This window comes from Mucilaginibacter corticis (assembly GCF_007558865.1).
GTDB classification, from domain to species: domain Bacteria; phylum Bacteroidota; class Bacteroidia; order Sphingobacteriales; family Sphingobacteriaceae; genus Mucilaginibacter; species Mucilaginibacter corticis.
Genome location: NZ_VLPK01000001.1, coordinates 1,611,448 through 1,626,427, shown reverse-complemented (window position 1 = coordinate 1,626,427; position 14,980 = coordinate 1,611,448). Strand labels below are relative to the sequence as shown.

The window sequence follows — 14,980 nt, the reverse complement described above, 5'->3', positions numbered from 1 at the left end:
AGCTATTGCTATTTAGTTCTTTTCCAAAGCAGGTCGTTGCCGTTTCTGCGCTCCAGCATCAGTACATCGCCCTTTTTGTTTTTTACAAACAGTGTGCGTCCGCGGGTATCGCTCTTCCTGAAAAATACCGTTGGGGTTTCGGGGAATAAAGCTTCAGGCTTACCCATATTTTTCTGAACATACAGCGAGTCATTTTTCTGACTGATCACCGCCGTCTTTTTACCCGACAGGTTATACGTACCCACATAATTTTTCAGAATAGTAGCATTAAGCTTTACCGGCTTGGGTAACTGCGGCACTTCGAAGATCTGCGAGGCTATCATTTTCCAACCGTTATCGCCAAAATACCAGGTATCGGCTACCGCATAAGTTGTGCGCATATCCTGGCCATAAATGCTTTCGCGTTCGTCGGCCACAAAATGTATAATGGCCGTTTTATCATAAAAGGTAAATACCGGCTTGATAACTTTTATTTTGCCGGAAAAACCGTCCTGAAACGGCGCAAATGTTTTCAGGAAATTGGTTTTATTGTAACCCTTGCCGTCCTCGGTTACTATATACCATTTATCATCAAGATATTTAAGCCAGGGGCTTTTGTTACCCGGCATAGCACTCATTAACTGCTGCTCAATTTTCATGATCTGCTTTGCCCTGGCCGAACTATCGGCTTGCGCCATACAATTAAACATGGCCAGAATGAGCAGCATCCCTGTAAAAAAGACCTTCTTCATAACCTGATTATTTACGTTTCTCTACTTTATCATAAAACCCGCCAAACGAGTTCATCTTTACCGCATCCTCCCTGAAAAACTCGCCCGGGAAACCGAGGTTTATTTTCGATACTTCATCCAGCTTTTGCAAATGCGCATCGCTTAGCGTAACGTCAATAGTTTTTAAATTATCCTCCAACTGGCTAACCTTGGTAGCCCCTATAATAGGTATTGACGAAAATCCCTGGCTCATGGCCCATTGCAAGGCAACATGACTGGCAGATACGCCCAACTCATCGGCTATGGCTACCACCGTTTTGGTGATGTTTACGTTATGTTCATTTAAACGGTTGCTTTCCGGTTTTACACGCCCTTGTTCGCCACGCAGATATTTACCGCTTAGCACACCACCGCCCAATGGCGCCCAGGGTGTAACCGTCATGCCGTAATGTTTAGCCATCGGGATCAGTTCGCGCTCGGGGGTACGCTGTATCAGGCTGTACTCAACCTGCAGAGCAATAAACTGGCTCCAGCCCATCAGTTCGGCAAGTGTGTTGCCTTTGGCTACCACCCATGCAGGGGTATCGCTTATGGCAGCATAGTTTACCTTGCCCTGGCGGATCAGGTCGTCCATCGCGCGTAAAACTTCGTCTATCGGGGTAATATCGTCCCATATATGCAGGTACAACACGTCAATAAAATCGGTCTTTAAACGACGCAGGCTTTCTTCAACACTGCGCATCATATTTTTACGGTTATTGCCGGATGCGTTAGGGTTGGTTATATTATCTTTTAAAGAATATTTGGTGGCCAGTACAAAATAATCGCGGTCGTGGTTCTGCACATATTCGCCTATGATCTTTTCGCTGGTGCCCAGTTTATAAATATTGGCTGTATCTAAAAAGTTGCCGCCCGCGTTAGCGAAGGCATCCATAATTTCAAAACTGGTTTTCTTATCGGCACCCCAGCCGGCTTCTGTGCCAAAGCCCATGGTACCCAAACATAATTCTGAAACCTTGAGGCCCGACCGGCCCAGTAATTTGTAGTTCATATTGCTGTTGATATTTTAACAAACCTATTAATTTATATCGTGATTATTAAATCCCTAAACGCGGGCTGTCATGGTGAGCTTGTCGAACCATGGCGGGCAATGGCCTTTACGCGCATTCTTCGACGGGCTCAGAATGACACCCTCTTATTTAAACAATAACTCACTTCAATTGTAATTTATGTATGAAAGTAATAACCCTGCATACACGCATTAACCCGGATGAATTATTGGCGCATTTAACGCAAAAATTAAATCCACTGTTCAAAGAACAACGCCAGGAAGCTATTAGTTTTAAAATTGAGAAAGCAGGTGATGCTGTAGAGATCTCACAGCCCGAAATTTATGAAGGCACGCTTTTCCGTTTAGAAATAAAAGGGCAAGAACTCTGGATAACACGCAACGAGCATTATGTGGACGATGTTAACTCGCTCACTGTCGAATCAATATTAAACAGCCTGTTTGAAGACCTGGCCGACGATATCCGCGGCACCGATCTTGTGACAGAAGGATAACCCCTCTAAATCTCCCCAAAGGGAGGCTCGAATAGTCAAGTCATTAACTCCTCCCCTTCGGGAGGCGGGGAGGGGTGTTACCCGGCTATCCAGCTAAATTTGTACTCAAGTGTCGGGTTCTTCATCCGCTCGGCTATACGTAACAAACGGTTAGGCAAAGCAACAATATAATCACGCGCTTTCTCACCCGATTCACTTAACTCGCTGATGCTTTCAATATGCCAGTCGGTGATCAGTTCTTTCAGAATGTCAACGTAATCAATAGCGGTATAAATACCCAGGCGTTGCGCAGCATCGGTAAAGTGGCCAAATGTCTGGCCTATTTTTAAACCTACTTCGCGTAAAAAGTGCGCAGGCATAACAATCTTTTTGCGCATCATATCTTCAAATGCCAGCATGGCCTCGTTAGGGTCTACTTCAAAGATCTTCTCGATAAAATATTTATAAGCCTTTGCGTGGCGCATCTCGTCCGACGCGATAACACCGCACATTTTTGACAATAAGGTATCACCATCTTTTTTAGCCTGCGATGCTACCCTGCGGTGCGACACATTGGTTGCCAGTTCCTGGAAAGAAGTATAAATAAAGTTGCGATATGGGTCATGCCCGGTGCCAATATCAAAACCATCGGCAATTAAATATTGGGTTGATACTTCCATAGCACGCATATCCACACGGCCAGATAAGTATAAATATTTATTCAGCAGGTCGCCGTGGCGGTTCTCTTCGGCGGTCCAATGGCGGGTCCACTTCATCCAGCCGCCTTCTTCGTTTCTTGATACGCCTTCAACCATGGTCAGCCATGATTCATAAGTAGGCAATGCTTCCTCGGTAATGGTATCGCCTATTAAAACGGCCACCAGGTCGTAAGATAAACCTTTGGCGCTTTCGCGCATTTCTTTAACCTCGCTAAAAAAACTATCCTTTGTCGAATCAGGTAAAAAATCAGCTGGCTGCCAGATTGTATCAATAGGCTTTAAGTATTCATGCATCTTTTCGAGCATGAATTTCTCAATGTGCGCCATTACTTCTTTCCTTTTTTCTTCAAAAAATACCATAGCAATTAATTAATTCACAAATGTAACGATTTAAACACTCAATAAACATCAAATTTTACCGATATGTTTTAATTACCAAATCGGCACATTTTCAGGCTTACATCATTCTTTGTCAACACGTTACATATCAAAATTAAAACAAGGCTAATTAAGCATTAAAACATTTAAAGCTCTTAGGCGTATTGTTAATATAATTTTAACATGGCGACAAGTAAAACCCAATCCGAAGAAAAAAAAGAGCTAACCTATGCCGGGAAGGTTTGGCAAACCGTAGGTATAGTTGCGTTGCTGGTAGTAAGCATTTTAGTAATAAGGGTAGCCTTTGATATTTTGCTGATGGTGCTGGCCGGCGCGCTCATTGCCGTATATTTTCACGGGCTGGGCGATGCCATACAACGCCGCACCAAACTAAACCGTAAGGCAGCCATGATCATAGGTATATCAAGCAGTGTGATCATACTGGGCACCTTATTTTGGTTTATGGGGACAAAGCTTTCTGAACAAGTGGCCGAACTGAGCAACACCCTGCCCCATACCATTGCAAACGCCCGTGCAAAGCTGTCGCAAACATCATTGGGTCAAAAGGTTTTGCAAAGCATATCGGGTACAGACTCGCAAAAACTGGTTACTACTGTCCAGGGCTTTTTCAGCACCACATTTGGTGTGCTGGGCGATATGTATATCATTATGTTCCTGGGGATATTTTTCACTACTAACCCATCACTATATAAAGATGGGATTTTAGTATTGATACCGCACAGTAAAAAAAAACTGGGCAAACACATTATAAACCGCATAAGCCTTACTTTAAAAGGATGGCTTAAAGGCGCGTTGTTCTCCATGCTCTTCGTCGCCATACTGATAGGCACAGGGCTAACCATTGCGGGCATGCCCGTGGCTTTAATACTGGCGTTGATAACCGGCTTGTTAGAGATAGTACCCAGCATAGGCTCATTAGTGGCCATGATACCCGGCGTATTACTTGCGCTTACCGTTAGCACTAATATGGCCATACTGGTAGCAATCATCTACATCACATCGCAAACCATTGTAGCCAATATTGTGACGCCACTTATCCAGAAAAAAATGATCAACCTGCCACCTGCGCTCACGTTAATCAGCCAATTGATCATGGCTTCCGTATCCGGCGTATTAGGCATTATCCTGGCCGTACCGCTGCTGGCTATTCTGATCATTTTGGTTGATGAACTTTATGTGAAAAAGATAGCGCATAATGATCCCGGGGAATTGGATAAAGGGGTGTTGGAGTAAGGGTGGGTTGATTGATGGTTGGGTAATTTACTTCGACAGGTAATCTTTGATAGATACACCTAATCACTAATCAACTAATCTCTGATCACTAACACGGGCGTTACCTTCGGCCCGCGCTATCCGCTCATACTGCTCGGGGCCTTAGGCGCTAAGGCCGGTATCCGCTGCTATCGCTAACGCGGGGGATTGCACAAAAACCAAATTTTGCTGCAACGACAATGCTTCCTTAAAACTTATATCATTGTTATCAACACACCACTTGCGCATATTGTTGCGGTGATAGCTTCGACCAGAGTCTAAAATTTGAATGACTTCAATTAGACTTTAACCAAAATTTAGGGAAATCATCGTTGGTCAAAATAAATTGATCTTTGTTTAAGGCATTTATAAGGTCAAAAGATATCATCTCATCCCACAAATTTGACAGACTATTATTAAGGGATGGCAAAAATTGATTATCCTTGATTAGCAATCCGCTAATCATAAAATAATAATCTGTTCGGTCACCATATGGAAATACCTTTGCAAGGTATAAATCATCATTTAAGCCAATTCTTTTTATCGAATCTTCGATATTGCCTGAGAGAATATTTTGGATTTTGTTCGTTATTCTACGCGCATGTTTCTTTAGCTTACCATCCGAGTCTATAAGTCCAACAAGAATTCTATGAGAGGCATTAAGTGTCATATACATTTCTATATTTTGCCGTGGAAAACATAAAATCTTATCAGTACTTTCGATAGAGTCCAATATGTTATGACAAAAAGTATGTTCAAGAGATTGACGAACTAAATTATTTATTTTTATCGCTTCGATTTTAAATAAAGGTAGCATACTTGTCAACACCGTATGCGGTGCAAAAGCTTTACCCCCCACAAGTAAATTGTATAGGAATGGTTCTATTCTATGACTCCATCCTGCACTATGTTTTAACTGATTACGGTTAATCATTATAAAATCAGGTATAGATAACATTGGTGATAGTTGTTTGATGTGGTCCTCATTAAGGGGGTATGAAATGTGGCTTATTGTTGCCTTTTTCATTATTTCTTTGGCCGGCATCCTAATATATTGATTATCTATTGTTACTATTGGAAACGTAATAAATTCTTCAAGAAAGTCTCGCGCGTCGTTTGAAAGTAAATTTCCAAATACTTGACGAGAATCTAATCCTATATAACCAGAGGCAATCAAAAAATCTATATAACTATATAAGACATTTTTATCGTTGTTTTTAAAAAATTCATTAAAATGAGTTTTTAATTCTTCGATGATAAAAGCGTCAATTAAATTTCTTAGCATTTCATACTTTTCATCAACTATTAAATCTGTTCTATCTGGTGTTATAGATAAGCATGAACTTTTCGTAAAATTTAATGTGGAATAATAAGTGAGCCATCTTGGGAATAAATTAGTTATATTATCTGTTGGTTCGATTAAAAAATCGTCTTCTTCGGTCACTATTCCCACTGCAAAATTTCTCTGTGAAAAGATACCATTAACCCGACTTTCCCAATTGTAAATCCCCGAATTAACTAACTGTAATTTACCTAAAATATTTTTAAGTATCGGATTATTACTTTTAGTGAAATCGATTTCCAAAAAACTATGGGTAAAAAATATCTTGTTTTCATAATCTAAGTCATCAAATTTATAATCTTGAAAATCAGTAATTTCATTGTATGGTGGTATTTTTAAAATATCACTTAATAATTTCTTTTCATGCACGCTTTTGAAACCTTTATTCAAAACAGTTATAGGGAATTTCGGATGAGGAATTAGTTGTGAAAGTATATTGTTAATACTAGACGTTTTAAATGGCTTTTGCGACTTTAACTTTAGAGTAATTTTTGTTCCAACGGTTATTTTGTTGCTATTTCTTTGTATTGTGTAACTGTGAGCTGTTGGTATTTCAAAAAGAATAGGCTTAGAAGGGTTGATTGGATCTTCCGGCTCTTTCCTGCTTTCAACAATTAAAGATGTCGCTATCATAAATACTGACAAAACTCCAATCCCAAATTCACTTGTTACATCAATTTCATTGTGCTTACTATAAAAAGCAGGACTCGAATAATAGCTTTTACCAATCTGTAAAAAATAGTCTTTAAACGTTAACAAGTCCATTCCTATGCCGTTGTCCTCAATCGTAATAGTGGTATCATCCACAATAAGTAATATTTCAGGGTTGAATATCTCATCTTTTCCGGCGTACATTTCCTGACGTGCAGTAATTGCGTCATTACTGTTTTGTAATAATTCTCGAAGTGCAAATGTTGTGCTACGATACAATCGCTGCCCCATCAGCAATTCAAGAACTCTCTGATAACCAATTTCGAATTTCAGGTCATTATATAGGTAAGAGCCATCTGAACGAATCCTCTCTGTTAATATTTCTTCATTTAAGTTTAACTTATAAATAAGTAAAGAGGGTTGATTATAATCTTCTAATAGTTGCATAGTTTGTTTGCGTTCTATTTCAATCCATCCCATAAATTGCTTTAAAGCACGTTCTACTTCAGGTAAAGAACATTCTGCCTCAAACAAAATTTTATTCGGTGAAATACTATATCCAATTATTGATCGATGCTTTTTCCATTCTATTATACTTACAGGATCTTTAGGATTTGCAAATTCATAAATTATTTTTGGAGTTCTTTCAGGATCAAGGTCTAAAATATCACCTAATCTTAAAACAAGAGTTAGAAATTGTACATTAATTATTTTTTCGCCGACCAAAGTATTATTAGGATACAGTTTTGTATTTTTAATTGCACTTACAGGTTCTCCGTGCCCATTGCATATGGAAATTAAATGTTTCCAAAAAGGTATACCATCAATTTCAACTTCTAGCTTTCCATCCTTAAGGTTCATCCCAATATATTCTGCCGATCTTGTTACGTGGTTTCTTCTCAAATATTCTGTGAAAATTTGATCCTCTATGAACGTTGCTGACCTATGATCACCTATTGATAAATAATTGTCATATTTTTCTTTATTTCCATCTAATGTTTTAAATAAAATTTTGTAAGCGACGTCATTTGCAATTATATTTTCTTTTTCATCTTTTGATGCAGTCATTCCTACATCATGTAAATAAGCAGACAAAATCAATAAACTAATTTCGACAGAATTAAGATGTTTAAGCGTTTTGTCTGGTAAGAATTTCCCAATTATTTCGATGATTTTAGCGCTATGGTTAGAATCATGCAACGTGTACTCAGGCATATTTTCTGGGATGCGCTTAAGCAATTCGCTAACAACGCCAACAATTGCCTCTACTTTACTTGATAGCTTATTATCGAGCCCCTCATTTGCTTCTTTGATTAAGAGACTTTTAAATAATAGGGTTGATTTAAGTCTCAATACCGCTTCTTTACTCATGTGATGTTTTATAGGTTAATAAATATTAGCAATATAATATTTTTACTTAGCTAAGACAAGTAAACCCATTTTGGTTGGCATTATCACTGCCATTCCCGTTTGCAGCAAATTAAACATCTTCTCCCGCTATCCGAAGTTTGCAAATCGGATTACTATGCCTGTAGCCTACGGCTACACTCCGCAAGCGCCCCAGATTGTGTTAAATCAACAATATTTTACCGGCCTAATCTCTAATCTTCAAGAACACATCTTTACAAATAAAGATTTTTCTGTATATTTGTGATTGCCCGGCATCTCCTATGCCGTATCGCCCCGCTTTGAAACGGACTTCTCTCTAAAATTTTTCTTTAACACTTAAATCATTTCTGTAATGAAACAATCAGTTAGCGCAACGCGCCGTAAACCTGCGGAGCACCTTACCGACGGCGGCAACCACGCCCTCAATTTTATTAACACGCTAAGGCACCACCGTACAGGTGGCCGCTACGATCTGCTTACCGACTACCACAGCTTTATCCACTGGGCCCAGCAAACAAACCTGATCAACTGGGACAGGTACATGGAGCTTGACCTTGAAGGCCGTTGTTATGAAGAAGAGTCACGCAAGGCATACGGTACACTCATGACCGCGCGCACCACGCTCGGCGAAATATTTATCAGCCTCATGAAACGCGAAGAAATTCACCCCTTATGGCTTGAGCGCTTTAATGATTACGTCGAACGTATACGCCCGCACCTGCGTTATGACAATGGTATCAACGGTCTGCAACAGTACTGGCATGATATTGACGAACAGATCCACCTGCCCTTTTGGCTCATCATCCGCGAAGCCTGCAACCTTATCAACAGCGGCCAATGGCGCGATATTAAACAATGCCCGGCATGCAAACAGCTTTTCCTGGACACCAGCCGCGCCGGCAACCGTACCTGGTGCAGCCCGCAAACCTGCGGCAGCATTAAAAAGAGCCAGCGCTATTACAGGCTTAAAGTAGCGTAGTGAGTGGTGAATGGTGAGTTGTGAGTATTAGTTTTGTACGACGAAGAAGCAACAAACAATTAGTTTTTTGAAATATTGAAAATTGCCGTTTTTGTTGATGTGATTTATTAATCAATTCAATATCAATACATTAAGACAAAAACATCACACGGGTATAAGGCGCAATACCCGATAAATGCCAATTATTACTACGGGCATAGGGGCGGATGCCCGATAAACGGCATATTTTACTACGGGCATGAGGCATGATACCCGGAAAACACCGTTTTTTACTACGGGTGAAACAGATTTTACTGGTGTGATTGAAATGCCGATCCCAAGCAATGTCTGATGACCAATGACGGACAAAAGGTCCTCAAACAAAAAACCCCATGAACGCTAGTTCACAGGGTTTATAAAATTGGGCACCGACCTACTCTCCCACGTTTTACCGCAGTACCATCGGCTCTGGCGGGCTTAACTTCTCTGTTCGGAATGGGAAGAGGTGGACACCGCCGATATAGGCACCTGAATGCTTTTGGTTCATTGGTTTACTGGTTCATTAGTTCATTAGTATGAACATAATGGCCGTATTCCGTGACCGATATCGTATTTATTAGTTTGTTGTTGCGGGCAGTACCAATGAAACATTGATATTATTGAACCACTGAACAAACAATGACATATTATTGAAAGAAGTAAGTAGATCGAGAAAACAACAGATGTATTATTATCTGTCTGTTGTTTTGGTCGGGGCAGGCGAACCTGCCCCTATTATTCCAACACGAAGAAAGCTTCGGGCGATTAGTATTACTCGGCTATGATGTCACCACCTTTATACCTGTAACCTATCAACGTAGTAGTCTGCTACGACCCTCAATGGAAGTCTCATCTTGTGGCTAGTTTCGCACTTAGATGCTTTCAGCGCTTATCTATTCCAAGCGTAGCTACTCTGCAATACAGCTGGCGCCATAACAGATTCACCAGAGGCTTGTCCAACCCGGTCCTCTCGTACTAAGGTCAGCCCCACTCAAACTTCCAACGCCCACAACAGATAGGGACCGAACTGTCTCGCGACGTTCTGAACCCAGCTCGCGTGCCACTTTAATGAGCGAACAGCTCAACCCTTGGGACCTTCTCCAGCCCCAGGATGTGACGAGCCGACATCGAGGTGCCAAACCTCCCCGTCGATATGAGCTCTTGGGGGAGATCAGCCTGTTATCCCCAGCGTACCTTTTATCCTTTGAGCGATGGCCCTTCCATGCAGAACCACCGGATCACTATATCCGTCTTTCGACCCTGCTCGGCTTGTCTGCCTCACAGTCAAGCAAGCTTATGCTATTGCACTCCGCGTACGGTTACCAAGCGTACTGAGCTTACCTTTGAAAGCCTCCGTTACCTTTTTGGAGGCGACCACCCCAGTCAAACTACCCGCCAAACAATGTCCTCGTCTTGGACGAGTTAGACACCAAATACAGAAAGGGTGGTATTTCAACGTTGACTAACCGACTCCTGGCGAAGCCGGATCACAGTCTCCCACCTATCCTACACATCCTGTATCCGATATCAATGTTAAGTTGTAGTGAAGGTGCATGGGGTCTTTCCGTCCCGTTGCGGGTAACCGGCGTCTTCACCGATACCACAATTTCACCGAGCTCATGGCTGAGACAGCGCCCAGATCGTTACACCATTCGTGCAGGTCGGAACTTACCCGACAAGGAATTTCGCTACCTTAGGACCGTTATAGTTACGGCCGCCGTTTACCGGGGCTTCGATTCAATGCTTCGCCTTGCGACTAACATCCCCTCTTAACCTTCCGGCACCGGGCAGGTGTCAGGCCATATACGTCATCTTTCGATTTTGCATAGCCATGTGTTTTTGTTAAACAGTCGCCTGGGCCTTTTCACTGCGGCTGACATTGCTGCCAGCGCCCCTTCTCCCGAAGTTACAGGGCCATTTTGCCGAGTTCCTTAGCCATGATTCACTCGAGCACCTTAGGATTCTCTCCTCGACTACCTGTGTCGGTTTACGGTACGGGTTTTTATAACCTGAAGCTTAGCGGGTTTTCTTGGAAGTCTGATTACCTGAACTATCCCCTTACCCGAAGGCTCAAGGTACTATCAGCTTTCAGCATGGTCTGCGTACTTAACTACAGTCCATATACCTACGGCCTTTAACGAACTATTCCGTCAGTTCGCGTCAGTTTCACTACTCCGTCACCGCATCGCAGTTATAAAAAGTACTGGAATATTAACCAGTTGTCCATCGGCTACGCCCTTCGGCTTCACCTTAGGCCCCGACTAACCCTGATCCGATTAGCGTTGATCAGGAAACCTTAGTCTTTCGGTGGGCGGGTTTCTCTCCCGCCTTATCGTTACTTATGCCTACATTTGCTTTTCTATTCCCTCCACAGTCGGTTATCCTCCTGCTTCACCGCAAATAGAATGCTCCCCTACCAGATGCATTACTGCAAATCCATAGCTTCGGTATAACGCTTAATGCCCGTTTATTATCCATGCCCGATCGCTCGACTAGTGAGCTGTTACGCACTCTTTAAATGAATGGCTGCTTCCAAGCCAACATCCTAGCTGTCTGTGCAATCGGACCTCGTTAGTTCAACTTAGCGTTAATTTGGGGACCTTAGCTGATGGTCTGGGTTCTTTCCCTCTCGGCCATGGACCTTAGCACCCATAGCCTCACTCCAGCGTATATTATAAAGCATTCGGAGTTTATCTGGATTTGGTAGGATTTGACTCCCCCGCACCCAATTAGTAGCTCTACCTCTTTATAACTCAACCGCCAGGCTGTTCCTAAAAACATTTCGGGGAGTACGAGCTATTTCCCAGTTTGATTAGCCTTTCACCCCTACCCACAGATCATCCGGAAACTTTTCAACGTTTATCGGTTCGGTCCTCCAGTACCTGTTACGGCACCTTCAACCTGTCCATGGGTAGATCACAAGGTTTCGCGTCTACCTCCTCTGACTATACGCCCTATTCAGACTCGCTTTCGCTTCGGATCCGTGTCTTAAACACTTAACCTTGCCAGAGAAGAGTAACTCGTAGGCTCATTATGCAAAAGGCACGCCGTCACACTTTCGTGCTCCGACCGCTTGTAAGTACACGGTTTCAGGTTCTATTTCACTCCCCTGTTCGGGGTTCTTTTCACCTTTCCCTCACGGTACTGGTTCACTATCGGTCTCTCAGGAGTATTTAGCCTTACCGGATGGTGCCGGCAGATTCCCACAAGGCGTCTCCGACCTCGCGGTACTCAGGATACCACTATCTTACTATTACTTACCCGTACGCAGCTCTCATGCTCTATGGCCGGGTTTCCCACCCCGTTCCGGTTCATTTTAGTAGTCATGTTGTGGTCCTACAACCCCTGCTATGCCGTAACATAACAGGTTTGGGCTTCTTCCATTTCGCTCGCCACTACTCTGGAAATCATTATTATTTTCTCTTCCTCTGCTTACTTAGATGTTTCAGTTCAGCAGGTTCGCGCTATTGCGACTATCCTTCAGATAGTCAGGTTTCCCCATTCAGAAATCTGCGGATCAATTCATATTTGCTGATCCCCGCAGCTTATCGCAGCTTATCACGTCTTTCATCGCCTCTGAGAGCCAAGGCATCCCCCGTGTACCCTTTCTTACTTTCTTCTACTCATACGCCTTTTGCGCCGTATGGTATGCTTTTATTTAGATAAGTCGTCGTTTCTTAGTCCTGTTATATTGCTATAACTCTTCCTCGAAAGCCTACAACTGTCTCTATCTGTTGTTTTCTCTTTCAATTTACTTCTTCCAATATGTCAAAGAACGTTTTTTGTTTAGTTTGCAGTCTTTAGTTCTCAGTTTGCAGTATTAACTGCTTACTGTAAACTGTTTACTGCCTACTTTACAAAGCGTGGAGAATAACGGATTCGAACCGTTGACCCCCTGCGTGCAAGGCAGGTGCTCTAGCCAGCTGAGCTAATCCCCCGAAAGATTAATGTCTGAATTAGTGAATGCCTGAATTAATGAATGATTTAATATTCAATATTTCAATAATTCATTCCTTCGATCATTGCCTTATTGTAGTCCCGAGCAGATTTGAACTGCTGACCCCTACATTATCAGTGTAGTGCTCTAACCAAGCTGAGCTACAGGACTGTTTTTTAGTTTGCAGTTGTCAGTTTGCAGTTTGCAGTGGTTAGCTTCGCTTTCGTGCTAACTGCCAATTGTTATCTGCCAACTGTGAACTGCCAACCGTGTCCTGGCTCTTAAGGCCGGCCCACATGATGGCTTCATCTTTGGGTTTACGTTTAATAGATAATGAGTGAGTTATTGATTGAGTGAATTAGTGAATGTTGCATTCAACTAATCTCCAATCTTTAATCACTGATCTCTATTTTAAGAAATAATCATGCAGTAAGCAGTTCTGCTTTACTTTAAAAGGAGGTAAGATATTGCTCCAGAAAGGAGGTATTCCAGCCACACCTTCCGGTACGGCTACCTTGTTACGACTTAGCCCCAGTTACCGACTTTACCCTAGGACGCTCCTTGCGGTTACGCACTTCAGGCACTTCCAGCTTCCATGGCTTGACGGGCGGTGTGTACAAGGCCCGGGAACGTATTCACCGCAGCATTGCTGATCTGCGATTACTAGCGAATCCAACTTCATGGGGTCGAGTTGCAGACCCCAATCCGAACTGTGATTGACTTTGTGAGATTGGCATCCTGTTACCAGGTAGCTGCCCTCTGTATCAACCATTGTAGCACGTGTGTAGCCCCGGACGTAAGGGCCATGATGACTTGACGTCGTCCCCTCCTTCCTCTCTATTTGCATAGGCAGTCTGTTTAGAGTCCCCATCTTTACATGCTGGCAACTAAACATAGGGGTTGCGCTCGTTGCGGGACTTAACCCAACACCTCACGGCACGAGCTGACGACAGCCATGCAGCACCTAGTTTCGTGTCCCGAAGGACTAGAGCGTCTCTGCTCTATTCACTAACTTTCAAGCCCGGGTAAGGTTCCTCGCGTATCATCGAATTAAACCACATGCTCCTCCGCTTGTGCGGGCCCCCGTCAATTCCTTTGAGTTTCACCCTTGCGGGCGTACTCCCCAGGTGGAATACTTAACGCTTTCGCTTAGACGCTGACCGTATATCGCCAACATCGAGTATTCATCGTTTAGGGCGTGGACTACCAGGGTATCTAATCCTGTTTGATCCCCACGCTTTCGTGCCTCAGTGTCAATAAAACCATAGTAAGCTGCCTTCGCAATTGGTGTTCTGTGACATATCTATGCATTTCACCGCTACTTGTCACATTCCGCCTACCTCTAGTTCATTCAAGCCCATCAGTATCAAGGGCACTGCGATAGTTAAGCTACCGTCTTTCACCCCTGACTTAACAGGCCACCTACGCACCCTTTAAACCCAATAAATCCGGATAACGCTTGGATCCTCCGTATTACCGCGGCTGCTGGCACGGAGTTAGCCGATCCTTATTCTCAGAGTACATTCAACTCTCTACACGTAGAGAGGTTTATTCCCCTGCAAAAGCAGTTTACAACCCGTAGGGCCGTCTTCCTGCACGCGGCATGGCTGGTTCAGACTTCCGTCCATTGACCAATATTCCTTACTGCTGCCTCCCGTAGGAGTCTGGTCCGTGTCTCAGTACCAGTGTGGGGGGCCATCCTCTCAGATCCCCTAAACATCGTAGCCTTGGTAAGCCGTTACCTTACCAACTAGCTAATGTTCCGCATGCCCATCCTTGTCCTATAAATATTTGATTGTCCTATGATGCCATAAAACAATGTTATGCGGTCTTAATCTCTCTTTCGAGAGGCTATCCCCCTGACAAGGGTAGGTTACATACGTGTTACGCACCCGTGCGCCACTCTCATGGAAAGCAAGCTCTCCAATCCCGTCCGACTTGCATGTATTAGGCCTGCCGCTAGCGTTCATCCTGAGCCAGGATCAAACTCTCCATTGTAAAATGTCTAAGTTCGATTGCTCTGACCCTATTATAAATAACAGA

7 protein-coding genes, 2 tRNA genes and 3 rRNA genes are annotated in these 14,980 nt (G+C 43.1%); 3 read left to right on the top strand and 9 right to left on the bottom strand.

The window, feature by feature from the left end:
• Window positions 1-8: 8 nt before the first annotated feature.
• Both FO440_RS07075 and FO440_RS07070 read right to left on the bottom strand, forming a co-directional pair.
• Window positions 9-731, bottom strand: coding sequence for a DUF3471 domain-containing protein (locus FO440_RS07075; protein ID WP_144247500.1), 723 nt, complete (start codon window positions 729-731; stop codon window positions 9-11).
• A 7-nt stretch (window positions 732-738) separates the two neighbouring features.
• Window positions 739-1,761, bottom strand: a complete 1,023-nt coding sequence (locus FO440_RS07070) for an aldo/keto reductase (protein WP_144247499.1) — start codon at window positions 1,759-1,761, stop codon at window positions 739-741.
• 182 nt (window positions 1,762-1,943) lie between these two features.
• On the opposite strand from FO440_RS07070, the gene FO440_RS07065 reads away from it, so the two are divergent.
• Window positions 1,944-2,273, top strand: coding sequence for a hypothetical protein (locus FO440_RS07065; RefSeq protein ID WP_144247498.1), 330 nt, complete (start codon window positions 1,944-1,946; stop codon window positions 2,271-2,273).
• A gap of 77 nt (window positions 2,274-2,350) precedes the next feature.
• On the opposite strand, the gene FO440_RS07060 is transcribed toward FO440_RS07065, so the two are convergent.
• Window positions 2,351-3,331: an acyl-ACP desaturase gene (locus FO440_RS07060; protein ID WP_144247497.1), complete on the bottom strand. Its 981-nt coding sequence runs from the start codon at window positions 3,329-3,331 to the stop codon at window positions 2,351-2,353.
• Between the two features lie 201 nt (window positions 3,332-3,532).
• Between FO440_RS07060 and FO440_RS07055 the strand changes: the two genes are divergently transcribed.
• Complete coding sequence (locus FO440_RS07055) at window positions 3,533-4,603, top strand: AI-2E family transporter (RefSeq protein WP_144247496.1); 1,071 nt, start codon at window positions 3,533-3,535, stop codon at window positions 4,601-4,603.
• Window positions 4,604-4,916: 313 nt separating this feature from the next.
• Here the strand turns inward: FO440_RS07055 and FO440_RS07050 are convergent, their stop codons facing one another.
• Window positions 4,917-7,985 (bottom strand): HD domain-containing protein, encoded by a 3,069-nt coding sequence (locus FO440_RS07050; protein WP_144247495.1) that lies wholly within the window; start codon window positions 7,983-7,985, stop codon window positions 4,917-4,919.
• A gap of 370 nt (window positions 7,986-8,355) precedes the next feature.
• Here FO440_RS07050 and FO440_RS07045 point away from each other — a divergent pair, with 370 nt between their 5' ends.
• On the top strand, window positions 8,356-8,982 hold the full coding sequence (locus FO440_RS07045; RefSeq protein ID WP_144247494.1) for a CGNR zinc finger domain-containing protein: 627 nt from the start codon (window positions 8,356-8,358) through the stop codon (window positions 8,980-8,982).
• Window positions 8,983-9,381: 399 nt separating this feature from the next.
• Here the strand turns inward: FO440_RS07045 and rrf are convergent.
• The 5 genes from rrf to FO440_RS07020 form a co-directional block, all read right to left on the bottom strand.
• Window positions 9,382-9,493, bottom strand: a 5S ribosomal RNA gene (rrf, locus tag FO440_RS07040).
• Between the two features lie 252 nt (window positions 9,494-9,745).
• A 23S ribosomal RNA gene (locus FO440_RS07035) occupies window positions 9,746-12,620 on the bottom strand.
• Between the two features lie 244 nt (window positions 12,621-12,864).
• A tRNA-Ala gene (locus FO440_RS07030) sits at window positions 12,865-12,938 on the bottom strand.
• A gap of 95 nt (window positions 12,939-13,033) precedes the next feature.
• Window positions 13,034-13,108 (bottom strand) — tRNA-Ile (locus FO440_RS07025).
• A 305-nt stretch (window positions 13,109-13,413) separates the two neighbouring features.
• Window positions 13,414-14,935: ribosomal RNA gene (locus FO440_RS07020) — 16S ribosomal RNA — on the bottom strand.
• The 16S, 23S and 5S rRNA genes sit together here with 2 tRNA genes alongside, the layout of an rRNA operon.
• Window positions 14,936-14,980 lie beyond the last annotated feature (45 nt).

Excerpts from the sequence above, each read along its gene's own strand:
- FO440_RS07070 (WP_144247499.1), bottom strand. The coding sequence starts at position 1,761 with ATGAACTACAAATTACTGGGCCGGTCGGGCCTCAAGGTTTCAGAATTA.
- FO440_RS07055 (WP_144247496.1), top strand. The coding sequence starts at position 3,533 with ATGGCGACAAGTAAAACCCAATCCGAAGAAAAAAAAGAGCTAACCTAT.
- FO440_RS07065 (WP_144247498.1), top strand. The coding sequence starts at position 1,944 with ATGAAAGTAATAACCCTGCATACACGCATTAACCCGGATGAATTATTG.
- FO440_RS07045 (WP_144247494.1), top strand. The coding sequence starts at position 8,356 with ATGAAACAATCAGTTAGCGCAACGCGCCGTAAACCTGCGGAGCACCTT.
- FO440_RS07060 (WP_144247497.1), bottom strand. The coding sequence starts at position 3,331 with ATGGTATTTTTTGAAGAAAAAAGGAAAGAAGTAATGGCGCACATTGAG.
- FO440_RS07050 (WP_144247495.1), bottom strand. The coding sequence starts at position 7,985 with ATGAGTAAAGAAGCGGTATTGAGACTTAAATCAACCCTATTATTTAAA.
- FO440_RS07075 (WP_144247500.1), bottom strand. The coding sequence starts at position 731 with ATGAAGAAGGTCTTTTTTACAGGGATGCTGCTCATTCTGGCCATGTTT.